At 60.5% G+C, this 24697-nt stretch carries 27 protein-coding genes; 16 read left to right on the top strand and 11 right to left on the bottom strand.

Annotation, left to right across the window (positions count from 1 at the left end; genetic code table 11):
* Nucleotides 1–48: 48 nt before the first annotated feature.
* The 6 genes from queD (at nt 49) to codA (ending at nt 5534) form a co-directional block, all read left to right on the top strand.
* A complete protein-coding gene (queD, locus tag HBJ59_RS09590; RefSeq protein WP_167663377.1) occupies nt 49–405 on the top strand; it encodes a 6-carboxytetrahydropterin synthase QueD in 357 nt (118 codons plus the stop codon).
* Between the two features lie 94 nt (nt 406–499).
* On the top strand, nt 500–952 hold the full coding sequence (locus HBJ59_RS09595) for a GNAT family N-acetyltransferase (RefSeq protein WP_167663378.1): 453 nt from the start codon (nt 500–502) through the stop codon (nt 950–952).
* 10 nt (nt 953–962) lie between these two features.
* Nucleotides 963–1586, top strand: coding sequence for an NUDIX hydrolase (locus HBJ59_RS09600; RefSeq protein WP_076016745.1), 624 nt, complete (start codon nt 963–965; stop codon nt 1584–1586).
* A gap of 202 nt (nt 1587–1788) precedes the next feature.
* Nucleotides 1789–3057, top strand: a complete 1269-nt coding sequence (gene codB / locus HBJ59_RS09605) for a cytosine permease (protein WP_076016744.1) — start codon at nt 1789–1791, stop codon at nt 3055–3057.
* Nucleotides 3054–4271, top strand: a complete 1218-nt coding sequence (locus tag HBJ59_RS09610) for a PucR family transcriptional regulator ligand-binding domain-containing protein (RefSeq protein WP_167663379.1) — start codon at nt 3054–3056, stop codon at nt 4269–4271. The genes codB and HBJ59_RS09610 overlap by 4 nt, the downstream gene beginning before the upstream one ends.
* 27 nt (nt 4272–4298) lie before the next feature.
* Nucleotides 4299–5534: a cytosine deaminase gene (codA, locus tag HBJ59_RS09615; protein WP_167663380.1), complete on the top strand. Its 1236-nt coding sequence runs from the start codon at nt 4299–4301 to the stop codon at nt 5532–5534.
* A gap of 2 nt (nt 5535–5536) precedes the next feature.
* On the opposite strand, the gene HBJ59_RS09620 is transcribed toward codA, so the two are convergent.
* From HBJ59_RS09620 to HBJ59_RS09640, 6 genes are all read right to left on the bottom strand, one after another.
* Nucleotides 5537–7687, bottom strand: a complete 2151-nt coding sequence (locus tag HBJ59_RS09620; RefSeq protein WP_167663381.1) for a lipase family protein — start codon at nt 7685–7687, stop codon at nt 5537–5539.
* A gap of 11 nt (nt 7688–7698) precedes the next feature.
* Nucleotides 7699–8493 (bottom strand): hypothetical protein, encoded by a 795-nt coding sequence (locus HBJ59_RS31455; protein ID WP_256670793.1) that lies wholly within the window; start codon nt 8491–8493, stop codon nt 7699–7701.
* Nucleotides 8486–9328, bottom strand: a complete 843-nt coding sequence (locus HBJ59_RS09625; RefSeq protein ID WP_167663382.1) for a DUF4123 domain-containing protein — start codon at nt 9326–9328, stop codon at nt 8486–8488. The genes HBJ59_RS31455 and HBJ59_RS09625 overlap by 8 nt, the downstream gene beginning before the upstream one ends.
* Nucleotides 9328–11370, bottom strand: a complete 2043-nt coding sequence (tssI, locus tag HBJ59_RS09630; RefSeq protein WP_167663383.1) for a type VI secretion system tip protein TssI/VgrG — start codon at nt 11368–11370, stop codon at nt 9328–9330. Before tssI ends, HBJ59_RS09625 begins: the two co-directional genes overlap by 1 nt.
* Nucleotides 11371–11680: 310 nt before the next feature.
* Nucleotides 11681–12670 (bottom strand): diaminopimelate epimerase, encoded by a 990-nt coding sequence (locus HBJ59_RS09635; protein ID WP_167663384.1) that lies wholly within the window; start codon nt 12668–12670, stop codon nt 11681–11683.
* Nucleotides 12667–13428, bottom strand: coding sequence for a FadR/GntR family transcriptional regulator (locus HBJ59_RS09640; protein WP_076016736.1), 762 nt, complete (start codon nt 13426–13428; stop codon nt 12667–12669). Before HBJ59_RS09640 ends, HBJ59_RS09635 begins: the two co-directional genes overlap by 4 nt.
* 234 nt (nt 13429–13662) lie before the next feature.
* Between HBJ59_RS09640 and HBJ59_RS09645 the strand changes: the two genes are divergently transcribed.
* From HBJ59_RS09645 to HBJ59_RS09675, 7 genes are read left to right on the top strand one after another with little or no spacing between them, the layout of a single operon-like run.
* Nucleotides 13663–14403, top strand: coding sequence for an SDR family oxidoreductase (locus tag HBJ59_RS09645; RefSeq protein ID WP_167663385.1), 741 nt, complete (start codon nt 13663–13665; stop codon nt 14401–14403).
* 28 nt (nt 14404–14431) lie between these two features.
* Nucleotides 14432–15277, top strand: a complete 846-nt coding sequence (locus HBJ59_RS09650; RefSeq protein WP_167663386.1) for an ureidoglycolate lyase — start codon at nt 14432–14434, stop codon at nt 15275–15277.
* Nucleotides 15278–15297: 20 nt separating this feature from the next.
* A complete protein-coding gene (locus tag HBJ59_RS09655; RefSeq protein ID WP_167663387.1) occupies nt 15298–16575 on the top strand; it encodes an L-fuconate dehydratase in 1278 nt (425 codons plus the stop codon).
* Between the two features lie 38 nt (nt 16576–16613).
* Nucleotides 16614–17474, top strand: coding sequence for an amidohydrolase (locus HBJ59_RS09660; protein WP_167663388.1), 861 nt, complete (start codon nt 16614–16616; stop codon nt 17472–17474).
* Nucleotides 17471–18244 (top strand): SDR family oxidoreductase, encoded by a 774-nt coding sequence (locus HBJ59_RS09665; protein WP_167663389.1) that lies wholly within the window; start codon nt 17471–17473, stop codon nt 18242–18244. Before HBJ59_RS09660 ends, HBJ59_RS09665 begins: the two co-directional genes overlap by 4 nt.
* Nucleotides 18241–18588 carry an L-rhamnose mutarotase gene (locus HBJ59_RS09670; RefSeq protein ID WP_167663390.1) on the top strand — a complete coding sequence of 116 codons (348 nt, stop codon included), beginning with the start codon at nt 18241–18243 and terminating at the stop codon, nt 18586–18588. Before HBJ59_RS09665 ends, HBJ59_RS09670 begins: the two co-directional genes overlap by 4 nt.
* Nucleotides 18589–18639: 51 nt before the next feature.
* Entirely contained in the window at nt 18640–19860 is a 1221-nt protein-coding gene (locus HBJ59_RS09675) for a sugar MFS transporter (protein ID WP_167663391.1), read from the top strand.
* Here the strand turns inward: HBJ59_RS09675 and HBJ59_RS09680 are convergent.
* Nucleotides 19802–20623 carry a helix-turn-helix domain-containing protein gene (locus HBJ59_RS09680; protein ID WP_167663392.1) on the bottom strand — a complete coding sequence of 274 codons (822 nt, stop codon included), beginning with the start codon at nt 20621–20623 and terminating at the stop codon, nt 19802–19804. The genes HBJ59_RS09675 and HBJ59_RS09680 overlap by 59 nt on opposite strands.
* 92 nt (nt 20624–20715) lie before the next feature.
* Here HBJ59_RS09680 and HBJ59_RS09685 point away from each other — a divergent pair, with 92 nt between their 5' ends.
* Together HBJ59_RS09685 and HBJ59_RS09690 are read left to right on the top strand one after the other, a co-directional pair.
* Entirely contained in the window at nt 20716–20961 is a 246-nt protein-coding gene (locus HBJ59_RS09685; protein ID WP_076016727.1) for a hypothetical protein, read from the top strand.
* Between the two features lie 276 nt (nt 20962–21237).
* Nucleotides 21238–22389 carry an MFS transporter gene (locus tag HBJ59_RS09690; RefSeq protein WP_167663393.1) on the top strand — a complete coding sequence of 384 codons (1152 nt, stop codon included), beginning with the start codon at nt 21238–21240 and terminating at the stop codon, nt 22387–22389.
* A 43-nt stretch (nt 22390–22432) separates the two neighbouring features.
* Here the strand turns inward: HBJ59_RS09690 and HBJ59_RS09695 are convergent, their stop codons facing one another.
* The 4 genes from HBJ59_RS09695 to HBJ59_RS09710 all read right to left on the bottom strand — a co-directional run bounded on the left by HBJ59_RS09695 (nt 22433) and on the right by HBJ59_RS09710 (nt 24187).
* Nucleotides 22433–23029, bottom strand: a complete 597-nt coding sequence (locus tag HBJ59_RS09695) for a type III secretion effector protein (protein ID WP_256670794.1) — start codon at nt 23027–23029, stop codon at nt 22433–22435.
* 7 nt (nt 23030–23036) lie between these two features.
* Nucleotides 23037–23384 carry a hypothetical protein gene (locus tag HBJ59_RS09700; RefSeq protein WP_167663395.1) on the bottom strand — a complete coding sequence of 116 codons (348 nt, stop codon included), beginning with the start codon at nt 23382–23384 and terminating at the stop codon, nt 23037–23039.
* A 159-nt stretch (nt 23385–23543) separates the two neighbouring features.
* Nucleotides 23544–23855, bottom strand: coding sequence for a hypothetical protein (locus HBJ59_RS31460; protein WP_256670795.1), 312 nt, complete (start codon nt 23853–23855; stop codon nt 23544–23546).
* A gap of 95 nt (nt 23856–23950) precedes the next feature.
* Nucleotides 23951–24187, bottom strand: a complete 237-nt coding sequence (locus HBJ59_RS09710) for a hypothetical protein (protein ID WP_167663396.1) — start codon at nt 24185–24187, stop codon at nt 23951–23953.
* A gap of 92 nt (nt 24188–24279) precedes the next feature.
* Between HBJ59_RS09710 and HBJ59_RS09715 the strand changes: the two genes are divergently transcribed.
* Nucleotides 24280–24678 (top strand): hypothetical protein, encoded by a 399-nt coding sequence (locus HBJ59_RS09715; protein WP_167663397.1) that lies wholly within the window; start codon nt 24280–24282, stop codon nt 24676–24678.
* Nucleotides 24679–24697 lie beyond the last annotated feature (19 nt).

The following is a 24697-nucleotide window of genomic DNA, read 5'->3' on the forward strand; positions in this document are numbered from 1 at the left end:
CTGTTAAACTCGCCGCCTGCCAGACACCTCACCGAGCTGAAAAACCCTGTGGAAATCTTCAAAGAGTTTACCTTCGAGTCCGCCCACCGCCTGCCTCACGTTCCGGAAGGCCACAAATGCGGGCGCCTGCATGGCCATTCGTTCAAAGTGGCGATCCACCTCAGCGGCGACCTCGACCCGCATACCGGCTGGATCCGTGACTTCTCGGAGATCAAGGCGATTTTCAAGCCGCTCTACGAACGCCTCGATCACAACTACCTCAATGACATTCCGGGCCTTGAAAACCCCACCAGCGAAGTGCTGGCCAAGTGGATCTGGAATGAACTGAAACCGTTGTTGCCCGAACTCAGCGCGATTCGTATCCATGAGACCTGCACCAGCGGCTGCATCTATCGCGGCGATTAAGCCGGCGAGGTAAAAAAACCACCCTTGAGGTGGTTTTTTTATGCCAGTGAGTCCCTTACAGTCACGGCCTCTTGTACAGAAGGCGCACGCTGCGATGCCACCCCTTATCCGCCCCGCCACCGTTGACGATATCTGCGCTATCGAGGCCATCGTCCACGCCGCCTACTCCCCGTACATCGAACGAATCGGGCGCAAACCTGGGCCGATGCTGGATGACTATCACCAGCAAGTTACAGCCGAACGCGTGCATGTGCTGGAGCACGCAGGCCAGGTGCACGGCTTTGTCGTGCTGATCCATCACGAGAAGTACCTGCTGCTGGACAACCTGGCCGTCGCCCCCGGCGCTCAGGGTTTGGGTTACGGCCGTCTATTGCTGGAGTTCACCGAATGCCAGGCCAGGCAGGGCGCCATCCGTCTCTACACGAATGAGGCGATGAGCGAAAACATCGTGCTGTACACCCGCAAAGGCTATGTGGAAACCCATCGGGCCCTGGAAAACGGTCTGCGACGGGTCTACATGCAAAAAGACCTCACCGCCTCGCACTGAAGGAGTTCCCATGGAAAACACCTGGCTGGCCCAGGCCAAGCGCTTGCAAGCATTGGCGTCCACGGGGCTGCACTTCTGCACCGATGACTTCGAGCGCGAGCGCCTCGAGGAAATCGCGCAGATCGCCCACAGCATGCTGGCGCAGTTGGGCGAAGTGCCGCTGGAGCGCATCACCGGCCTGGTGCCGGATTTTGCCAAGCGCTATTCAACGCCGATGATTGATGTGCGGGGCGCGGTAATTGACGGCGACCGGATCCTGTTGGTGCGAGAGCTGACGGATGGCTGCTGGGCGTTGCCCGGGGGGTATGCGGATATTGGCCTGTCGGCGGCTGAAAACATCGTCAAGGAAATCCGCGAAGAGGCCGGCCTGACGGTCACCGCCCGGGCGCTGTACAGCGTCACCCATAAGGCCAAAGGCTTGTACCGGCCCGATATCCGGGATTTCTACAAACTCTACTTTCTGTGCGAGCGGGTTGATCAACTGGCGCCGATGGCCGGTTTCGAAACCACGGAAGTCGGGTTCTTCAGCCTCGACGACCTACCGCCGTTGTCCCGTGGCCGCACGATTGAAAGCGACCTTGAGGCCGCCTTCGCCTTTCATCGCGGGGAGACCACTCACACCCTGTTCGATTGAATAACCGGTGATCCAATTTGTATCACCCCTGCACCGCTTTCGCGCCTGACTGGGCAGAAAGACCAATCCCTCCTGCGCGTCCTCCCTGTTTGGCTATAAATACTGTGCAACCTGCACAGTCCTGACCGTGCGCTCGTCACTGCCCTGCACTTGGCACGACGGGTGCAATAGGCCTGCGTCACTCATTCAGGGAGAACGGCACATGACGCAGAACGAACCGGGCAATGACTACCCTCTCAGCGAGGTGCCCATGCATGCCCGCAAAGGCCTGGCCTCCACCGCCATGGTGCTGCTGGGTTTTACCTTTTTTACCGCGACCATGTTCGCCGGCGGCAAGCTGGGGGTGGCCTTCAGTTTTACCCAAATGCTCGGCGTCGTGGCCCTGGGTAACCTGCTGTTGGGTATCTACGCCGCAGGCCTGGGTTACATCGCGTTCAAGAGCGGTTTGAACTCGGTGCTGATGGGGCGTTTTTGCTTCGGTGAAGTGGGCAGCAAGCTGAGCGACTTGATCCTCGGTTTCACCCAGATCGGCTGGTACGCCTGGGGCACCGCCACCGCAGCCGTGGTGCTGGGCAAATATTTCGAGTTGAGCCAGGGCAGCGTTCTGGGGTTGATGGTGCTATTTGGAATGGTGTTCTGCGCGACGGCCTACGTGGGCTATCGCGGGCTGGAGATTCTGTCCTACATCGCGGTGCCGGCTATGGGCATTTTGCTGTTTCTGTCGATGTGGGTTGCCACGGTAAAGGTCGGCGGGCTGGACGGCCTGCTGGCCGTGGTACCCACCGGTGAGCTGGATATGTCCACCGCCATCACGCTGGTGTTCGGCACCTTCGTCAGCGGCGCAACCCAGGCCACCAACTGGACGCGGTTCTCGCGCTCGGCCAAGGTCGCGGTGCTGGCCAGCCTGATCGGCTTCTTTATCGGCAACGGCTTGATGGTACTGATCGGTGCCTACGGCGCCATCGTCTACCAGCAGCCCGACGTGGTCGAAGTGTTACTGCTGCAGGGCTTTGCCATGGCGGCCATGGCAATGTTGCTCCTGAATATATGGAGCACCCAGGACAACACCATCTACAACTTCGCCGTTGCCGGCTGCAACCTGCTGCGCACCAAGCGCCGCAAAACGGTGACCCTGGCCGGTGCGGTGATCGGCACCCTGCTGGCGCTGCTGGGTATGTACGACATGCTGGTGCCCTACCTGATCCTGCTGGGCACGGTGATCCCACCGATTGGCGGGGTGATCATGGCGGACTTCTTCTATCGCTATCGCGGCCACTATCCGCGCTTGGCCGATACGCGGCTGCCGGCTTTCAACTGGCCAGGGCTGATCGCTTACGCCGTGGGCACGGTGCTGGCGTTTCACTCACCTTGGGTGGCGCCGTTGGTGGGGATTGTGGCTGCGTCGCTGACCTACATCGTGCTGACCAGCGTCCTGCGCGTGCGGGCACCGTTGGCTGACGTCCAGGCATGAGCCTGACGATAGCCGATGTGCTGGCCTTGCCCGGCCTTGAGTCGATGTGCCTGCGGGCCGGGGAAGCCGGCCTGGAGAACACGGTGCGCTGGCCCTATGTCGCGGAAAACAGCGGCATTGCCGAATGGGTGTTGGGCGGCGAACTGGTGTTCGTCACCGGCATCAATCACCCACGGGATGAGGCCAACCTGCTGGTGTTGCTGGACGAAGCCTGTCAGCGCCAGGTCGCCGGTCTGGTAATCCTCACGGGGCCGGACTATATCCAGGCAATTCCCCAGCGCTTGCTGGAAGCGGCGCACGATGCGGGCATGCCGCTGATCGAACAGCCGTACTCGTTGAAGATGGTGCTGGTGACCCAGGCCATCGGTTCGGCATTGATCCAGTCGCAACAGCTGGGGCGCTCGCGACATGATGTATTGGAACGCCTGCTGGCCGGTGATTACCAATCCCTGGATTTGCTGTTGCACCGCGCCGCCCAGCTGGGCATGCCGTTGGCCGGGCACTGGCAGCTCGTCCAGCTGCAACTGGACGGCAGCGATGCACTGTTTGCCCAAGGTGAAGCGCCGGTGGTGGAGGCACAGCTTGCCCGTCAGCACGATGCCATTACCCGACGTTTGCGCCAGTTTTCGGCGCAGCATCCGTCGCGTCTGCCTGTGCTAGGGCGTGCCGGACAATGGACGTTGCTGTTGCCGGCGATGGACGCGGGTGCGGCATTGGCCAACCGCCAATTGTTGGCAGGTTGGTTGAAAGCACTGAACCTGCGCCTGGCGCCGTTGAAACTGTTTATCGGCCTGAGTGCTGCCGCGCACCCACCCGCGCGACTGGCCCAGGCCCTGGATGAGGCGCGCCAGGCGTTGGCCGCTGCACGACGGTTCAGTGAGCGCGCCGGGCTGTGTGTCTACGACGAGTTGGGGGTACTCAAATTGCTCAGCGGCGTGCGGGATCGCGCCCTGCTCGACCAGTTTCTCAACGAACGCCTGGGGCCGCTGCTGCGGCACGACCTGCACCACGGCCCAAGCCTGATGCCGACCCTGGAGGCCTGGTTCCACGAGAATGGTAACCTTGTGGCCGCCGCCCAGCGGCTGGCGGTTCACCGTAACACCCTGACGCACCGCGTCCAGCGCATCGAAGCCCTGTGCGGGCTGACGCTGGACAATTCTTATGACCGCCTGGACATCGGCATTGCGCTGATGATCTGGCGGCTGTCTGCCTGACTGTTTTTTGCCAAGAGGAACTTGCCCATGCACATCATCAACGCCCGCCTGCGCAACCGTGAAGGCCTGCATGATCTGCACCTGGAACACGGCCGGATCGCCAGCATCACCCAACAAGGCGCGGCTCCCATAGCGGGCCCCGACGACCTGGACGCCGCCGGCAACCTGGTGGTACCGCCCTTCGTCGAGCCGCACATCCACCTCGACGCCACCCTGACCGCCGGCGAACCGCGTTGGAACATGAGCGGCACACTGTTTGAAGGCATAGAGTGCTGGGGTGAACGCAAGGCCACCATCACCCTGGAAGACACCAAGACCCGCGCCAAAAAAACCATCCAGACCCTGGCTGCCCATGGCATCCAGCATGTGCGCACCCATGTCGACGTCACCGACCCGGACCTCACCGCGCTCAAGGCCATGCTCGAAGTGCGCGAGGAAAGCGGCCACCTGATCGACCTGCAAATCGTCGCCTTCCCCCAGGAAGGCATCGAGTCCTACCGTAATGGACGCGAGTTGATGGAAGAGGCCATTCGCCTGGGCGCCGACGTAATCGGCGGGATCCCGCACTTTGAATACACCCGCGACCAAGGGGTGAGTTCGGTGAAGTTCCTGATGGACCTGGCCGAGCGCACCGGTTGCCTGGTAGACGTGCACTGCGACGAAACCGACGACCCGCATTCGCGTTTTCTTGAAGTGCTGGCCGAAGAAGCCCGCAGCCGCGACATGGGTGCCCGCGTGACGGCCAGCCACACCACGGCCATGGGCTCTTACGACAATGCCTATTGCGCCAAACTCTTCCGCCTGCTGGGGCATTCGGGCATCAGCTTTGTCTCCTGCCCCACCGAAAGCATCCACCTGCAGGGCCGCTTCGACACCTTCCCCAAACGCCGCGGCGTGACCCGGGTCAACGAACTGCTGGAGGCCGGCATGAACGTCTGCTTCGGCCAGGACTCCATCGTCGACCCTTGGTATCCACTGGGTAACGGCAATATTTTGCGGGTGCTGGAAGCCGGGCTGCATATCTGCCACATGCTCGGCTACCGCACCCTGCAAAGCGCCCTCGACTTGGTCACCGATAACAGCGCCAAGGCCATGGCCTTGGGGGATCGTTATGGCCTGGAGCCAGGGCGTCCGGCGAACCTGTTGATCCTGTCTGCGGACAGCGACTATGAAGTGATTCGCAGCCAGGGATTGCCGCTGTATTCGATTCGCGCAGGCAAGGTGCTGATGAAGCGTCAGCCGGCGCAGGTGGAGTTTTTGTAGGCTCATACGATTGAGTCGATATCGAGGGTTTGCGGCTTTCCCCAGCCGTCATCCGGTTGTGGCGGGATGCTCGCCATCTGGGTGAGTTCGCGGTTTTGCGGATGGGTGAACCAGCGTTTCAGGCTGGATTGAAGGATGGGTGATGAAGCTTGGCTGCCGTAGACGTCGCGAGCCTGGAGGCGGCGCCAGCGGAGGGTTTCCAGGCGGTCGCGACTGTCCTTCAGCCGGTCTACTTCCTGGCTCATGGGGTCGTGGTGTTCGTAGCCACGCTGGTTGGCAGGACGATGCAGATCCAGCTTTTTTCGTTGTTCCCGTAGCTGGTGCTGCATGGTGAACAAGGCTTTGTCGATCAGTTCAAATTCACGGGCAGTTACGAGGGTGCCATGGGTGTCGAGGGTTTGTTGCCAGCGGCGCAACGTGGCCCAGGCGGCGGGGATGTAGCTGACGACCATGGAGTGATGGGCACTCTGAACAAGCTGTTTGATCAGGTTGGCGCGATCCGGCATATCGCCATTGAGCCTCAATGCGCGTTTGCAGGCCGCGTCCTCAATGGATTCACAGCCGGGGGTCCACAAGACGGAAGAGTGTGTACCGTCCGGTAGCAGGATCGGCATGAAATGCTGCTGCGCGCCGTGGTGCTGGTAAGGGTTGCCGGTCAGCCGTACCAGGCCCAAGGCAAACAGCAGGCCCCCGGGCGCAGGGTTGCTGAATAGCACCACGGCGCCAGGAATCCAGATTTTGGCGGTGGTGTTCATCCAGGGCGCAGGAACACTCGGGACAGGGTCGTTGTGGTTGACGATGCGGTGATGCACCAGAGCGGAGGCACCGTCGGTGAACTCGGAGTCGGCAGCTCGGGGGGCTCCGAAGGTGTATAGGAGGATGTTGTAGTGGGCATCTTCGGTTCGACGTAATCCCTCAGCCAGTAACAAGGCAATCGCACCGCCGAGGCTATGGCCGCAAATGACGATCCGCTGCCCTGTATAAAATTGGTCAAGGTAGCGCAGTACAAAATCACGCATGGCCTGATAAGCCTTGTGAAAGCCTTCATGAGCCTTGCCTACGCCCTCGACAAAGGCCACTTGATGGGCATTTGCATCCCGCAGTTTATCGGCGCCACTGGCCGTGCCCCTTATCGCAACAAGGATCACTTCATCGTGATGGCAGATATAGGCCTGGGTGTCAGTGCCGTGCTTTTTATCATCGAAAAAGTGCAGTCGTTCCGGATGTTCCTGCTCTTCCCCTAACTCAATGCGATTTTGCTGATACAACTCAGCGTCGAAGGGCAAAATTTCGAAACGTCGGGAATACGGTACGTCTTCATAAACGGGGTAAAAATGTTGCACCAGCTCAACATCGACTTTCCAGGGTTCCTGATAGCCCGATAGCCTGTCGGCAAAGAAATGACCAACGCTGGGCTCCAGTGGAAAACTGACTTGATCGATGGGTTTTGTTGGAGGCTCTTGTCCAAAATCGCAATAGCTCAACGTGGACATCAGTGCCAACTGATAGAGGTTCAAGGCACAGAATTGATCCTCGGTTGACAGCATAGGGCGCAGTGCTCGCAATGGGCGAACCTCAAGTACTGTGTGCCGGTTGGGAAATAAAACGACGCCGACCAACGTCGGCTGGGGTGGCCCGAATCCAAGGTCAGCCATCATTTTTAGAGCATGCCGCGGGGGCCGATGAGTGCGGGATGCCACGGGTGGCAGGTGAGCTGCATGTCGGACCAAATCACGCACTTCAACCTGATAGAAGTGGTCCGTCTGACTCTTCGTAACACTTCGTTCCACACGTTGACCGTCGGGGCGTAGAAAGCGGGTTTTTTCCGCACGAACCTGGAGCTCGGTGATGGGTAGCTTGTAAGCCACACGCGTCATCAGTTCGGTATATGGCTTTTCCGAGCCGGAGTAGCGCGCATCCAACTTAACGATTAGCGGGCCACAATAAAAATCGTCTTGTCTGGCGAAGCCCTCACCATCCAGGCGACCGAAGTACTCACGCCCCGCACTATCATAAAATGTGTAAGGCAGACCGCCGTAGGCCTTTCCGTCCCCCGACTCATCTACTAAGCAGAAACTTGCCCAATGTCCTCGTAACGAACAAGCAGGCGCCTTGTCACTAAAAAACGGTTGCTTCCATGCATCCTGTTTCATAAATAAGCTTCCTATTCTTTACACGTGGGATAGACGTCGCATACGCGTCCATCCGGCATTTTGATAGCTTTGAAATCAGTAGTATTCCCACGGCAATACGCAAACACATCGTCCAAACTTTCCCCCATACAACGTTTCCAGCCTCCCGGTACGGCCACCCAATTGTCGTCTACAGCAGGTAGTTCCTCGTTAGTCACTGCTAGTACCATTCTCAGTGTTTTCCCATTTAACTGGTCCCTTTGTGCAAAGCCTCCTGCTCGCGATTTACTCGGTTGTCCAATAGCGTCCAACGAGTTACACATGAGAATTTTCCTGATCGCATGCAGCGGTCCGATCGTCCTGAAAAACCACTGACACCGCCCCCGTAACTCCTGAACACCCGACTCAGGCATTCCGGCCATCCCGTCTTCTAACCGATCCCGCACATTAATAATTGCGAAATCCCCCCCGACATCCGCCGACCGCTCTCCCCACTTCGCATACATATCAAACGTAATACTGCGCAACACCAACGGGCACCCATCCACCCTCTCCGTCAGTGGTACCTCAAAGCTCACCCGATGGGCCACCGGCTTGCCGAGGGTGTCAAACACCTTGTCCTCCCGCCACTTGCCCTGTCGTTTGGGTAGGGTGCAGGTCTCACCCGTTGCCGGCCGGTAAGCCGCATCACTCTTGAAGCGAAAATTCGCCGGCAAGTCGACCTCCAGGGTAAAATTATCCGCCGGCTTCATCACGCAGCCAGAAACAGCCAACACGCCACAAACGAGCAACCCTCGCCGCACTCTCAACATAACTCCCCTACGCATCCTGCTTCTCCCGCTCCACCCGACTCCACTCCCCAACCACACGCTGAAAATGATCCTCCGCCACTTCCCCACGCATCGGCTGCCATCGAATAAGCACGTCCCCAGTGGCTTCTACCAACCACCGCACCACCAAAAACTCCAGCTGTTCCGGCCTCTCCCATTGCCAACCCCGCGCTTGTTCCAGCACCTGTTCCAGCCAGATTCTCGGGTCCTGAAATTCAGCCAGTTGACTGAGCGCCTCGCTGTACTCAGCCAGCAGATAACGCAGGATATTGGCCTGCAAAATCGCTCCCGCCTGAGGATTCGGAACCTCCAGCCACGGTGCAGGGCCAGGCACCGGATAAATCCCAGGAGCCGGGTTATCACCACGGCACCAACGCTCACCCTGCCAGTAACACACGCTGATCAGCGGCCCGAGAAAAGCGGGCCAGTCCTGAGCAGGCAGGTGAACCAAAGCCCGCGCCAAGGTGCGGTTATCGTGGAAGCGGTACAGCGCCTGGCTCCCCGGCGCTCCCACCACTAACCTGTCGCGCCAATGCCGGGTAACACCCGATAAATCATCACCAGGCAGGCTGCCCAACCATCCCCAATTACGCTGAGGGTTTTGCAACAAGCCCACCAATCCGGGCTCGTTGACATGGTCGAGCAACAGGAGCATCGGCCCGTCCGCCGCCATTTCCGATGCGACGGTTTCACCATAGAGGCTGCGATACTCAGCGACCGTGCGTGTCGCCAGCAGTACCCCGCGCGCATCGCTTTCACCCTGTAGAACCAGGCAAAGCCGGCGCCCTGCCTGCTGCTGTTCAGCCATCCACTGGCCAGGCGCGATCTCCATCAAGCCGCCCTCCCCGTGGATTCGCACAGGCCTTCGCGGCAGCGCTCGCACACTGGACAGAAGTCCGCATCCAGTCGTCTGGCCAGCTCCATGATTGCGCCTTGGGTAACCGAAACCTTTGGCCCGTCCGCTACAAATGCGGCTGAGGCAGTCACGTCACCCGGCCCGACAGGGTTAGCTGTGCGCGTCCCGGCAGGCACACCGCCCAACGTGATCGGGCGACTGCTGAAGATCCCGCCGGCCTGAATCAGCAAATGCTCACCACCGGCCTTGAAGCTCAACTGCGCGCCGGCATCGATAACCAGGTTGGCACCCGCCTTCAGATGGACCTGTTGCCCCGCTTCGATCACCAGGGTATGGCCTACATGGGTTTGGCTGTTGCCCTGCACGTGCAGGTGATCATCCGCCTCAAGCCGGACCTTGCGGTGCCCGGCAATGCTGCGATGTTCCTCACTCCCAAGAGTGGCCGCACTCAAGCCGTGAATGGTTTCCTGGCGTTCGCCCAGCACCTCCAGCCGACTGTCGTGGCCGACCTGCTGCTCCAGGTCGCGCTGGGCGCGCAGGTAGATGAGCTCCTGGCCGCTGCGGTCCTCGAGGTGCAGCTCGTTAGCTCCCGACCCGCCCGGCGAACTGCGGCTGCGCAGAACGCTACGGGTCTTGTGTTGCGGCAACGGATAGGCGACCGGTTGCAACGTGTTAGGCAGGCAACCATTGATCACTGGCCGGTCCGGGTCGCCCTCCAGGAACGTCACCAATACCTCCATGCCCACGCGCGGGATCATCACCGCGCCAAAGCTGTCGCCCGCCCAACCGGATGCCACCCGCACCCAGCAGCTGCTCTTGTCGTCGTTCTTGTCCAGCCGGTCCCAATGAAAGCGAATTTTCACCCGCCCGTGTGCGTCGCAATGCACGTCCTCTCCCACGGGGCCGGTGACGGTTGCGGTCTGGCTGCCGCTGATACGCGGTTTGGGGTGCTTGAGCGGCGGGCGGTAAGCGGCGCGCCAGGGCGTTGCGGTAAATCGATTGCGATAGCCTTGGAATGCCTCGGTATCCACCACCGCCTCCTCCAGCACCTGCGGCTGATAGCCTTCGTGGCGCACGCTGGTGATCAGCCACAAGTCATTGCAGGAGAGGTCCGGGTGGCCGCGCAGTTCCAGGAAATGCCCACTGCGCAAAGCCGGCTGATCACTGCGGCCCAACGCCCGATGACGGTCCCGCTGATGACGTTCCAGGCCCCGACGGGCCAACTGCGAACCTCGCAGGTGCCCCGTGAATCCCGCTGGGTATTGATAGTTCTCAAGTGCCGGGGAAGATCCGGCCTGCTCGTGCAGGCGCGACGACGGATGTTCAAAGTCATAGTCACGCAGAACAACTTGAGCGCTGCGTGTGGCCAGGCGCACATCGAAACGCTGGATCACCAATGCTTCGGCCGCTGGGCCACCGGCCGCACAATAGTGCTGCGCCGGCAAACGACGAAACACCGTCTGATCATCACCAAACACCAGTACATGGCCGTCCGCACTGTGGCGAAAGTGGTAGTGGATGCCCTCTTCCTCGCACAGCCGCTGGATAAAATGCAGATCGGTTTCCGCGTATTGCACACAGAACGTACGTGGCGGGTACACCACCGGCCCTAACTCAAACGCATAGGCATCGGCGAAAATACCGTGATGCTCAAGCACCGCCGCGATGATTTGCGGCACGCTGCGCTGCTGGAAAACCCGCTGGTCGCTACGGTGGACCAGGTACGCCAGACGCGGAGCAAGGGTCAGGTGGTAGCGGGTCAGGCGCCGCCCCGGGTCGTCCCGGCCAACGGCATAGATCTGCCCGTGAAGGCCTTCACCCGGCTCACCAAAATCCAGATAGGCCGGTTGGTGAAGCAGCTCCTCCAGATCAAGGCCGGGGTTTTCACTGACCCACTGCACTTCAATGAAAAAAGGCTGGTCAATACTCTCGCTGCCTTTAAACGCCAGTACCTGAAGTTCCTGTTTTATTCCTGCGACGATCAATTTGAAGCGTGACGAAACAAGCGTGTTAAACATCCGTTGTTACCCGCCATTCATTGTCGAATTGAAATACCCCCTTCAGAAAACGAAGAGAAAACCACTCAATTCGAAGCCGATTAAAAATGCCTGAGCCCCAGGAATACTAGCGCCTTCAGGCAAAAATCGACCGCCTCAAAATAAAAAAGAAGATTCGTACATTGATATTGGAAGAGTCTTTTATGAATTACGGAAATACAGTTAAACAGCCAGCATTCAACAACAAGAATACTCCTACACGACTATTCACCAAGATTACTTATTTATAAGGAACCGACCGACAAAGATAATTAAGCCAGTCATTCCTCTTTCAGAGTTCTTGCACCCGCGCCGTCCCGAACAGGCTAACGCTCAACACTTCACCCGCCTCAGCCTGCAGCCGCACCGGTGCAGTACCGCCCGGCATCACCACCGCCACCTCACCCGCAGTCACCCATCCTACAGACCAGGCGGCGCAAGCCACCGCACTGGCGCTGGTCCCGGACGACGCCGTCGGCCCCTCACCACGCTCGAACACCCGCGCGATGACGCGGTTGCCTGAATCCCGCGCAACCCATTGCAGGTTGACCCCGGAAATACACGGTTGGCCGGCCCCGGCAGGGGGTGCAAAAGCAATCGCCTTTAGCGGATCGAACAACGCTGGCCGATGCATCTGCGCGTTGTCCGGCAACGCCGACGCATCCTGTACCAACGTCACACAATGAGGGTTGCCCACCCGTACAAACTGGCTGTGACGCCACTCCGGATTAAGCGTAGCCAGTGGCAAAACATGGCTCACCTCGGTTCCCTCAAGCGAGACCAAGCCAACGCCAACAGCCCCTACCGCCACAGGCCCGAATTCGGGACGCCCCAACGCCAGCCAGAAGCCCTGCACCTGTTCATACTCCGCAGGCTCAACTCGCGTAACCACTGGCGACAGTGCATCCGCCTTGTCGTGATGCACCCGCAGGTCGCAGCCTTGCGCCATCAATCCCAGGTCGGTCAACGACTGCGCAAAAATCGTCAGGCCATTGCCACTGCGTTCGGCCAGGGAGCCATCCGTGTTGACGATCAACAGGTCAAAGGGCGGCGCTGCCTGAAACGGCCCCACCAACAAGCCGTCACAGCGATGCTCCTTGGCCTCTGCCGGGCGCGGCAAAGTACCCCAACCGCACTCGGCAGCAATCGCCGCCGATGCCCAAACACCCCGGGTACCAGCGGCCAAGTCGGCGCGATCCGGCACGTCGATTCCCTTGTTGCGTAACTGCGCCGGGCTTACCACACCGTAGATGTTGCCGCGGGCGTCGTAGAACACAGTCATTGCGCAGTCCGCATAAAGATCCGTACCACTTCCTCCAGATGCTTGCGCATGGCCTGTCGCGCACCTTCCACGTCCCGTTGTTCCAGTGCATCAAGGATCTTGCGGTGCTCGTCTTCCGAGCGATGGGGCATGTCGTCCGAGGTGTAATGCGCCTGCAACCGCTGGAACATGCTGCCGTAACGATGCCCCAGCAGGTGCGCAATCATCAGCGCATAGGCCGGATTGCCCGAGGCCTGGGCGATGCGGATGTGAAACAGGCGATCGCCTGGGTGGGTGTGGGAGCCTTCGCGGTTATCCTGCACGTTGCGCTCGAAGGCCTCACGGATACCCGCGAGTTCCTCGTCAGTGGCGTGTTTGGCCGCCAGGGCGGCAGCTTCCGGCTCAATCAGGCGACGGGCCTGGAGCAAGGAAAACGGCGGAATCTCGGCATTGAAATCGACGTGCAGGTTGAGTTCCGGATCGAACTCTTTCCATTGATCCCGGGTGGCCTGGGCCATTACCGGTTCCTGGCTGACTTTCGGCTGCACCGGCTCACACACCAGCACGCCGTTGCCCACCCGCACGTCCACCAACCCGATCACCTCCAAGGCAATCATCGCTTCACGAACGGAGGCGCGACTCACCCCCAACAGCTTGGCCAGTTCGCGTTCAGCCGGCAGACGGCTGCCCGGCGGAAATTCTCCACTGTCGATCAACGCCCGCAACTGGTCGGCGATTTGTCGATAAAGACGTTGGTTATCAATCACTTGAAATGGCATCTAGGCTCAGCTCGATTCATGCACAGCACGGTCAACGTGATCAACCCGCGAAAAAGCCGCTTGTTGACCGGGAAGACCCATGCTAAAAATTGGATCAATGGCCTGACCATTGGATCGTTTCCAGTGTGCTGATCATAGCAAACCCTCCGGGGTTCGCTATGCCACAGATGCAGGCGTTTTACGCCCTCAATGGCCTGACCATTGAGCCAATAATAACAATCAAGGGAATCTGTCATGGACCTCACCGGTAAACGCGTGCTGATCACCGCCGCCGCCCAGGGGATTGGCCGCGCCAGCGTCGAAGCCTATCTGGCGGCCGGCGCCGAAGTGATTGCAGCCGACATCAATCAACAGGCGCTCGCCGACTTGCCGGGCGCGCAAACGGTATTACTGGATGTCACCGACGCCAGCGCCATTCAACGCCTTGCTGCCGAAATCGGCCCGCTCGATGTGCTGTTCAACTGCGCAGGCGTGGTGCACGCCGGCAATATTCTTGAATGCCCGGAAAGCGACTGGACGTTTGCCCTGGACCTGAACGTCACCGCCATGTACCGCATGATCCGCGCATTTCTGCCGGGGATGCTCGCGGCGGGCGGCGGTTCGATCATCAATATGTCGTCGGTAGCCTCCAGCCTCAAGGGCGTGCCCAACCGCTTTGCTTATTGCGCCAGCAAGGCCGCGGTCATCGGCCTGACCAAGTCGGTCGCGGCGGATTTTGTCACCCAACGCATTCGCTGCAACGCCATTTGTCCCGGCACCGTGGAGTCGCCTTCGCTGCAGCAACGCATCATCGAACAAGCTAGCCGTGAAGGTCGCCAGCAGGATGTGGTATACGCCGCCTTCACCGCGCGTCAGCCGATGGGACGCTTGGGTACACCCCAGGAAATTGCCCAGTTGGCGCTGTACCTTGGCTCCGATGCCAGCGCCTTTACCACCGGCACCACCCAGATCATTGACGGCGGCTGGAGCAACTGACCGCCCACTTCCAATAAGAGGATTGCTCATGAAACTGCTGCGCTATGGTGAAAAAGGCCAGGAACGTCCGGCCCTGCTGGACGCTGATGGACGTCTGCGTGACCTGTCCGCTCACATCAGCGATGTCGCCGGTGACGCCCTGCTCCCGCAAAACCTCGCTCGCCTGCAAGAGCTCGACCCCGCGAGCCTGCCCTTGGTACCGGGCAATCCGCGTTTGGGTGCCTGTGTCGGCCAAGTAGGAAAATTCATCTGCATCGGCCTGAACTACGCCGATCACGCCGCTGAAACCGGCGCCCCCATCCCTGACGAACCGATCATCTTCAACAAATGGACCAGCGCCATTGTCGGCCCGAACGACAACATCGAAATCCCCCGCCACTCCACCAAGACCGACTGGGAAGTCGAACTGGGCGTGGTGATCGGCCAGGGCGGTCGTTACATCGACGAAAGCCAGGCCATGCAGCACGTGGCCGGCTACTGCGTGATCAACGACGTCTCCGAACGCGAATTCCAGCTGGAACGCGGCGGCACCTGGGACAAGGGCAAAGGCTGCGACACCTTCGGCCCGTTGGGCCCGTGGCTGGTCAGCCGCGATGAAATCGCCGACCCGCATCAACTGTCGATCTGGCTCGAAGTCGACGGCCATCGCTACCAGAACGGCAACACCCGCACGATGATTTTCCAGATCCCCAAATTGATCAGCTACCTCAGCCAGTTCATGAGCCTGCAACCAGGAGACGTGATTTCCACCGGCACCCCGCCCGGTGTCGGCCTGGGGATCAAGCCCACGCCGGTCTACCTCAAACCGGGGCAAAAGATCCGCCTGGGCATCGAAGGCCTTGGCGAACAGAACCAGATCACGGTCGACGCCTGACAAGAACCAAGGAGCCGTTCATGACCACCATTACCGCGATTCGCGTCGAAGATATCCGCTTTCCTACGTCCCAGTCCCTGGACGGTTCCGACGCCATGAACCCGGACCCGGACTACTCGGCTGCCTATGTGATTTTGCAGACCGACAACCCGGCCCTTGAAGGCCATGGCCTGACCTTCACCATCGGCCGTGGCAACGAGATTTGCTGCGCAGCAATCCAGGCCATGCAGCCGCTGCTGGTGGGCTTGACCCTGGAATGGATCGCCGAAGACATGGGCCGTTTCTGGCGCCATGTCACCAGCGACAGCCAGTTGCGCTGGATTGGCCCGGACAAGGGCGCCATCCACCTGGCCACCGGCGCGATCGTCAACGCCGCGTGGGATTTGTGGGCCAAGGCCGAAGGCAAACCCCTGTGGCGCCTGGTGGCCGACATGAGCCCGGAACAGTTGGTGCGGTGCATCGACTTCCGCTACATCACCGACTGCATCACCTCCAGCGAAGCCCTGGCCTTGCTGCGCCAACGCGCCGAGGGCAAGGCCGAACGCATGGCCGACCTGCAAGCCAATGGCTACCCCTGCTACACCACCTCGGCCGGTTGGCTCGGTTATGGCGACGAAAAGCTGCGCAGGCTGTGCCAGGAAGCAGTGGATGCCGGGTTCAATCACGTCAAGCTCAAGGTCGGCCACGACTTGCAGGACGACCTGCGCCGCGTGCGCATCGCCCGCGAAGTGCTGGGGCCGGACCGCCAATTGATGATCGATGCCAACCAGGTGTGGGAAGTCGACACCGCCATTGATTGGGTGCGCGAATTGGCGTTTGCCAGGCCGTGGTTTATCGAGGAGCCCACCAGCCCCGACGATATCGAAGGCCATCGCAGGATTCGCCTGGGTGTGGCACCGGTCAAAGTCGCCACCGGCGAGATGTGCCAGAACCGGATCATCTTCAAGCAATTGATCATGCGCGAAGCCATCGACGTGGTGCAGATTGACGCCTGCCGCCTGGGTGGGGTCAACGAGGTGCTGGCAGTGATGCTGATGGCGGCCAAATATGGCCTGCCGGTTTGCCCCCATGCTGGCGGTGTAGGGCTTTGCGAGTACGTGCAGCATTTGTCGATGATCGATTACCTGTGCATCGCCGGCACTCATGAAGGCCGGGTGATCGAGTATGTCGACCATTTGCACGAGCATTTCGAGGAACCGTGTGTGGTGCGCGATGCGGCTTATCTGCCGCCCAAGGCACCGGGTTTCTCGATCCAGATGAAAGCCGCGTCCCGGGAGCAATTCCGCCACCGGCCGTGACCTGAAGCACACATTTGATTGGACGGAGCACAATAATAATGTCGTCCCCATCACCTCTGAGGCTCGATGCGCACCAGCATTTCTGGCGCTACCGGGCCGCTGATTATCCGTGGATCGGTGCGGCTGAGGCTGACCTGCGGCGGGACTTTCTCCCACAGGATCTACGGCCGTTACTCGACGTTGCCGAACTGGACGGCTGCATTGCGGTGCAGGCCCGCGCGGGTGAGCAGGAAACCGACGCGCTGCTGGATATGGCGCGGCAGCACCCGTGGATACTCGGCGTCGTCGGCTGGGTCGACCTGTGCGACCCAACCCTGGAACAACACCTGGAACAGTGGCGCGACGCACCGAAACTCAAGGGCTTTCGGCATCAGATTCAGGACGAACCTACACCCGCCAGTTTCATGGCTGACCTGGGATTCGCCCGCGGCCTGCGTCACCTGCAACAACAAGGCTACGTCTATGAGGTGCTGATCCGCTGCGCCGACCTCGATGCCGCCACCGCCATGTGCCAACGCCACGACCAGCATCATCTGGTGCTGGATCACCTGGGCAAGCCCGACATCGCCAACGGCCCGGCCGGTTGGGCAGAACACCTGGCGCCCCTGGCCGCCCTGCCCCACGTCAGTTGCAAGCTGTCGGGCCTGCTCACCGAAGCCGGGCCCGATCAACGCAACGCGCAGGCATTGCGCCCTTATATCGAACTGGCATTGGAACTGTTCGGCGCCGAGCGCTTGATGTTCGGCTCGGACTGGCCGGTGTGCCTGCTGGCAGGCGAATACCAGGGCACCTGCCAATTGCTGCAACAGACCCTCGGCCAGCTGTCGCCCAATGAACAGCAGGCGATCTGGGGCGGCACCGCCCAGCGGGTCTATCACCTTGAAGGAAACTGCCCATGAATTTGCATTTGCAGGAACGCGTGATCATCGTCACCGGCGGCGGCTCGGGGATTGGCGCCGCCATCTCCATGGGGCTGATTGCCGAAGGCGCGATCCCGGTGATTTTCGGTCATCAACCGTTGTCGCCAGCGTTCGCGGCCGAGCTGGAACAGCAAGGCCAAAGCCACTTCATCCGCGTCGAGTTGCGCGATGAAGACGCCTGCCGCGCGGCCGTCAACGAAGTGTTGCAACGCTTCGGGCGCATCGACGGTCTGGTGAACAATGCCGGGGTCAATGACGGTGTGGGGCTGGACGCCGGCCGTGCTGCCTTTGTCGAATCCCTGGAAAAAAACTTGATTCACTACTACCTCATGACCCACCTGTGCCTCGACGCCCTCAAGGCCAGTCGCGGGGCGATCGTGAATATCAGCTCCAAGACGGCCCTCACCGGCCAGGGTGGCACCAGCGGTTATACCGCCGCCAAAGGAGCGCAGCTGTCCCTGACTCGGGAATGGGCAGCCTCCTTGCTGAAGTTCGGCATCCGGGTCAATGCGGTGGTGCCTGCCGAGGTGCTGACACCGTTGTACCAGCGCTGGATCGATGGCTTCGACAACCCCGAGGCCAAGCTCGCCGCCATCGTCGAAAAAATCCCCTTGGGCAAACGGATGACCACCCCCGAGGAAATTGCCGACAGCGTGTTGTTCCTGCTCTCACCCCGCGCCTCCCACACCACCGGGCAATGGCTGGTGGTGGACGGTGGCTACACCCATCTGGACCGAGCGCTGACATGAGCGGCCAACGTTACTGCCTGGCCCTGGACCTGGTCGACGATGCGGCATTGATCGACGAGTACCAGCAGTTGCATCAACGCATCTGGCCCGCCGTGGCCGAACATCTGCGCAGCCAGCACATCGTAGAGATGCAGATCTGGCGCCTGGGCACGCGGCTGTTCATGGTCATGGACACTGCGGCCGGTTTCAGCTTCGAAGGGCTGGACCACGCCGCACGCGCCAACCCTGAAGTGCAAGCCTGGGAAACCCTGATGTGGCGTTTCCAGGCGCCCACGCCATGGACTGATCCTGGCGGCAAATGGCAGCCGCTGACGCAGGTTTTCAGCCTCACCGACCAACCCTAGTACCCGCCGCATCGCACGCCTTGATCCCATAAAAACAACAGGAGAAGCGTCATGTTAAGCAAAGACACACACCTGGCAGGCACCCGTGCCGTGCCGACCTATCGCTGGGCGCTGATGTTGGTGACCAGTCTGTTCTTCCTGTGGGGCTTGTCCTACGGTTTGCTGGACGTACTGAACAAGCATTTCCAGGAAGTGCTGCACGTCAGTAAGGCCCAGTCCGGGCTGTTGCAAAGCGCGTATTTCGGCGCCTATTTCCTGATCGCCCTGCCGGCCGGATTACTGATGGACCGCCACGGCTACAAGGCCGGGATCCTGCTGGGCTTGTGCCTCTATGCAGCGGGCGCGTTGCTGTTCATGCCAGCGGCAGCGGCGGCGAGTTTTCCGTTCTTCCTGTTCGCGCTGTTCGTCATCGCCTGCGGCCTGGGCTGCCTTGAGACCGCTGCCAACCCGTACGCCACGGTGCTGGGCGAGCCCCAGGGCGCCGAGCGGCGGTTGAACCTGGCGCAATCGTTCAACGGCCTTGGTCAGTTCTTCGGGCCGCTGATTGGTGGCGCAATGTTTTTCAGCGCCGGCAATACGCCTGCGTCGGACATGAGTTCGCTGCAAACCACCTACGTGGTGATCGCCGTTCTGGTGTTGCTGGTGGCGCTGTTGATCGCCCGCACACCGCTGCCGGACTTGCGCGCCCAGGAGCAGGCACTGCAACCGGAGACTGGCAAAGGGCTGTGGCAATATCCGGAATTCGTCGGTGGGGTGATCACGCAGTTTTTCTACGTGGCGGCCCAGGTCGGGGTCGGTGCATTTTTTATCAACTACGTCACCGAGCACTGGGCACAGATGGGCAATCAGCAAGCGGCTTACCTGCTGTCGATCGCGATGCTGGCCTTCATGTTCGGGCGCTTTTTCAGCACCTGGTTGATGGGACGGGTCAGCGCGCAGAAGCTGCTGCTGATTTATGCGCTGATCAATATCGCATTGTGCGCGCTGGTAGCGATTGGCCTCGAAGGCATCTCGGTGATCGCGCTGATTGCGGTGTTCTTCTTCATGTCGATCATGTTCCCGACGCTGTTCGCCATGGGCGTGAAAAACCTCGGGCCGCATACCAAGCGCGGCAGTTCATTCATGATCATGGCGATTGTCGGCGGTGCCCTGATGCCCTACTTGATGGGCAAGATCGCGGATAACAGCACGGTGGCGCTGGCTTATTTATTACCTATGGGCTGTTTCGTGATTGTGGCGGTTTATGCCCGTAGTCGGTTGCGCCATCCATGAAGTACCGCCCCGGCGTCGTCCCGAACGTGCGTCGGAACATGGCAATAAAGGCACTGACGTTTTCATAACCCAGGTCCAGCGCAACCCGAGTGACCGGTGCATGCGCCGCCAGCAACTCCAACGCGCGTAACAACCGCGCACGCTGGCGCCATTGGCTGAAGGTGAACCCGGTCTCGGCGACAAACCGCCGGGCCAGTGTGCGCGCAGAGACTCCGGCCCACTGCGCCCATTGTTCCAGCAGGCGGTTGTCGTCGGGGTTGTCGGCCAGCGCCTGGGCGATGCGCAGCAGGCGTGGGTCCTGGGGCAGCGGCAAGCCGAATGGCTCCTGGGGCAAGCCGGCGATTTCATCAAGGATCACCTGGGCAATCCGGGCCTGTGTCGGCTCGAGCACCGTCTGGCTCCAGGTTGCCGCGCGCCTGACAGCCTCGAGTAACAAGGACGACGTGGCGATGACGCAGGTCTGTTGCGGCAGACCGGCACACGCCTGAGGGTCGACATACACACTCCAGCCATCAAACGGCCCGTGGGAACGCAAGGCGTGGGAGCAACCGGGGGCAATCCACACAGCGTGAGTGGCCGGCACCACCCAATGCTGGTGCGCCGCCTGCACCGAGAGCAACCCGCGCTGGGCCCCGATCAATTGCCCCCGGGCATGCTGATGGGGCGCAGTGGTGCGTTCGACGGGGCTGCTCCGCAACGTTGCCACCAGCAAGGGACCGCCGATTGCGTTGGCGAGTTGAGATGAAACGAAGGTTGGCAGCATATGGCAGCTTTACCGTATTGAATGGCCCGGATAAGGCAGTGTAGCCATATGTGTACGCCTAGACTGCGGATTCATTCATTGAGGACTGCGTCATGCGTGCAGAAGACCTGCTTCCCGATCATCTCGACCAAGGCCAGTTCAATGGCGTGACAGTGCGCAAAGGCACGGTGGGGGCATTCCTTGCGAATGCCAGAACCTGGTGTGATCCGGCCACCCCGGGTGAACAGCGATTAGTGGCCGAACAGGACATGCTGCAGGCCCTCCCCGCGTTGCAAGCCCTGGGCTTGTTTGAAGTGTTGCAGGTGCGGGATCCCGAGTTGGCCCGGCTGCTGAAGTGAGAGGATCGGCCTGGAAGGTGGTAATCCACCGCAAGAATCCCGGGGTTCGCCAGTTCTCGCGGGGATTACGCACCTTCCAGACCACCTCGCACAGCAGGCGATTACTCGTCCTACAGGCTGATAGTGGTTGCAAAGGCCGATCGCGTTCCATGATCCAGAAAAAATTGTTGCCCCGTGTTCAGGTACACCCAAGGAACCCGGCTCGCTCGATACGGCCTGATGTGCAAGGATGTTGCGCTGCACATCGTTCGTTGAACGCAAAACCAAGGATTTTTCATGACCGCCATCAGCACCCCAGCGCCCGTGGTACCCGGGCGGCTGGAACAAATGTCGACCCGTATCGCGTTTTTTATCGCAGGTTTCGGCATCGCCGCCTGGGCACCGCTGGTGCCTTATGCCAAAGCCCGCGCCCAACTCAATGAGGGCACCCTCGGCCTGTTGCTGCTGTGCCTCGGCGTGGGATCGATGATCGCGATGCCGGTCGCGGGTGCCCTGGCCTCGCGCTACGGCATCCGCCGAGTGGCCACTGGCGGGACGATCCTGATTTGCCTGGGCCTGCCGATGCTGGCAACGGTCACTTCGATTCCGCTGTTGATGGCCGCGCTGTTCGTGTTTGGTGCCGGCCTCGGCACGGTGGACTCCACGGTCAACCTGCAAGCGGTGATGGTCGAACGGGCCAGCGGCAAGACCATGATGTCGGGCTTCCACGGGCTGTTCAGCCTGGGCGGGATTGTCGGCGCGGCGGGTGTCAGCGGGTTGCTGGGGTTGGGCTTGTCGCCATTGCAGGCCACCCTCGCCGTCATCGTCGTCATCGCGGTGGCCTTGCTCAAGGCCGGACCGCACTTGCTGCCTTACGGCAGTGAAAGCTCCGGGCCGGCCTTTGCCATACCCCACGGCGTGGTGCTGTTTATCGGCTGCCTGTGCTGCATCGTGTTTCTCGCCGAAGGCGCCGTGCTGGACTGGAGCGCGGTCTTCCTGAGCGCCGAGCGCGGCCTTGACGAAGCCTATGCGGGCCTCGGCTATGCAGCCTTTGCCTTGACCATGACCGTCGGCCGCCTCACCGGCGACAGGATTGTTCGCCGCCTGGGCGCAAGCCGGGTGATTGTATTCGGCGGCGCCCTCGCGGCGGCCGGCATGCTGCTGGCGACGCTATTCCCGGCGTGGGAAACCGCCCTGCTGGGGTATGCGCTGGTCGGCGCCGGGTGTTCGAACATCGTCCCGGTGCTGTACACCGCCGTCGGCAAGCAAACCGTCATGCCGGAACACATTGCCGTGCCTGCCATCACCACCCTGGGTTACACCGGCATTCTCGCCGGCCCTGCGGTGATCGGCTTTATCGCTCACGGAAGCAGCCTGAGCACGGCGTTTGTGCTGATTGCCGTGCTGCTGATCGGCGTGGCGATCAGCGGGAAAATACTGCGGGTATGACGGGCAACCCCGTAACGCCTCATTCGTTGAGGCGTTACCCGGGCTATCGGGTTTTGTTGTGCTCGAGCCAGCGATCAAGGGTTTTATTACTCAGCCAACCCTCTTGGTGATAGCTGCCAAAAATACGCCGACCGCCGCTGTGGGCGTTTTCCAGGGACTGCAATAACCCGGGCCGATCCACAATATTCTTCGCCATGTACACCTGCTGTTCATCGTATTTTTTCCGCGCCAGCCCGGTGGTTGGGTCCAGGAGAGGTTCACCCTGGCTGTCGAGTTCGTCCGGGTCCTTGCTCATGGCAACCAGCAACTCGATGTTGACGTAGCCGATCTGCTCAAAGAACCCCTTGCGGTCCTGGGACCTGTCACGCAACTCGGTAAACATTGCCTTGAATACCTGGACGAGTTCGGCATTGCTCTTGGCGTGGAAAGGGTCCGGGCTGAAGGCGCTTGGATCGCTGTTGCCGAACACCACATTTTCGGCCTTCGAAAGGCTTTCCCGGGTGATGTAACCGTCTTGATCGGTAATCGCATCGATCAAGCGCGGGCGCTGGACAAGTGCCTTGGCCAGCAGGATGGCGCTATCGGCTTCTTGGCTCACGCCGAGCTTTTTGCCGGCGATTTGCTGGAGTGAAGACAACATCAGCCCGTCACTTCTCATTGAGTTTTTTCAGCATGGGGAATTGAATGTTCACGGCTTTCACCAGATCACCGTCCGGGAAATTAATGTAGGGATTAGGCCGACGGGAGTGATTGGCAGCATCGTTCTGGAGCGGCAGATGGTTCAGTAAACTCCCCCAGTGATTTTCCCCCCGCAAAGGCGGCCTATAGCCGGAAGACCGAACAGCCGCAGCACCTGGTTGATGATTGGCTTGCCGGCCAGCATCACGAGGTTCACTTGAAGCCACCTGAACGGCACGCACGCCCTCATCCGGTACCACGTCAAATGGACCTGTACCACCGGGCTGCAGATAGCCTGATCCGCGATCAATTCTCATGATTCATCTCCACCAATTTTAGATCCACGCTTGCCTGGACATCACCCCGGTAACGGCCGTATCGCTCGCGCAACTAACAAGCCAAAGGTGTGTGGTGTCCCGCAGGCAATGGTTCCTCGGTAGCGAAGTGTTCCAATGACAACATGTAAAAAGCGAAAATCAGTTGGCTTTCCGTGAGGCCGGTTTCGTCGCCTGCCAAAGGCCTTTGATCATGCCGACCATAGACCCCATCGCTGCGCAAAACTGGCGTAACACCGAATGGTCAGCGGCAGGCAACTGCCCATTGGGCAACATACCTTTGATGAAGTCGTCGGCTGCCGGCGCCTGGAACTTGTGCTGCCCGGTGAAACACTTCACTCGCCGGGCCTCCGCACCCTGCTCACGACTTTTACCTTGCGGCGAAGCATCAACCGGCGGAATGCAGGCCGATTGGGAGCCGGAATTTCGTGACCCAAACGACGTTGACGTCATGTCTAAGACCTGGCCTGGAGTGGAAATACAGCGCATTGATCAACGCGGGAAATCGCGCCACGAAGTATTCGCGGCGTGATCAGGTCATGACGGGGTTAGCGAGACAACCAGCGCAGCGCGTCCTTGTGGATCCTGCCATCGTCGGGACGACCACCCATGGTGTCCATTTGGTTGAGCAGATGAGAGTTGCGGGTGACTTCCTTCGCAAGCTGAATGAGTAAGTCCGTCTGCGGGCGGCCCGTCAGCGGCATGGCAGCCAATCGATTCAGATCATCAATTTTTATCGAGCGGCTGAAGAATCCCCCCTTCAACGGATTGAAATTCTCAAGCATCCGTTGGGCAAGCTGTCTGTCGTACTCCGGATCCGGCCTTCCAAAAGCTGGCCCGCAATACCCAGGATCCGGCTTCGGCGGTGTACCGGTACATGGCCGGCACGGCTCTGGATCTGGCTTTGGCGGCCTGCCGATACCTGGCCGGCACGGTTCTGGATCAGGCCTCGGTGGCTTGCCGATGCCTGGCCGGCATGCCTCTGGGTCTGGCTTTGGCGGCCTGCCGATACCTGGCCGGCACGGTTCTGGATCAGGCCTCGGTGGCTTGCCGATGCCTGGCCGGCATGCCTCTGGGTCTGGCTTTGGCGGCCTGCCGATACCTGGTCGGCACGGCTCTGGATCCGGCCTCGGTGGCTTGCCGATGCCTGGCCGGCATGCCTCTGGATCTGGCTTTGGCGGCCTGCCGATACCTGGTCGGCACGGCTCTGGATCCGGCCTCGGTGGCTTGCCGATGCCTGGCCGGCATGCTCCCGGGTCCGGCTTTGGCGGTTTAACGATACAGGGTCGGCACGG

This window comes from Pseudomonas sp. AN3A02 (genome assembly GCF_011765255.1).
Classification (GTDB): Bacteria; Pseudomonadota; Gammaproteobacteria; order Pseudomonadales; family Pseudomonadaceae; genus Aquipseudomonas.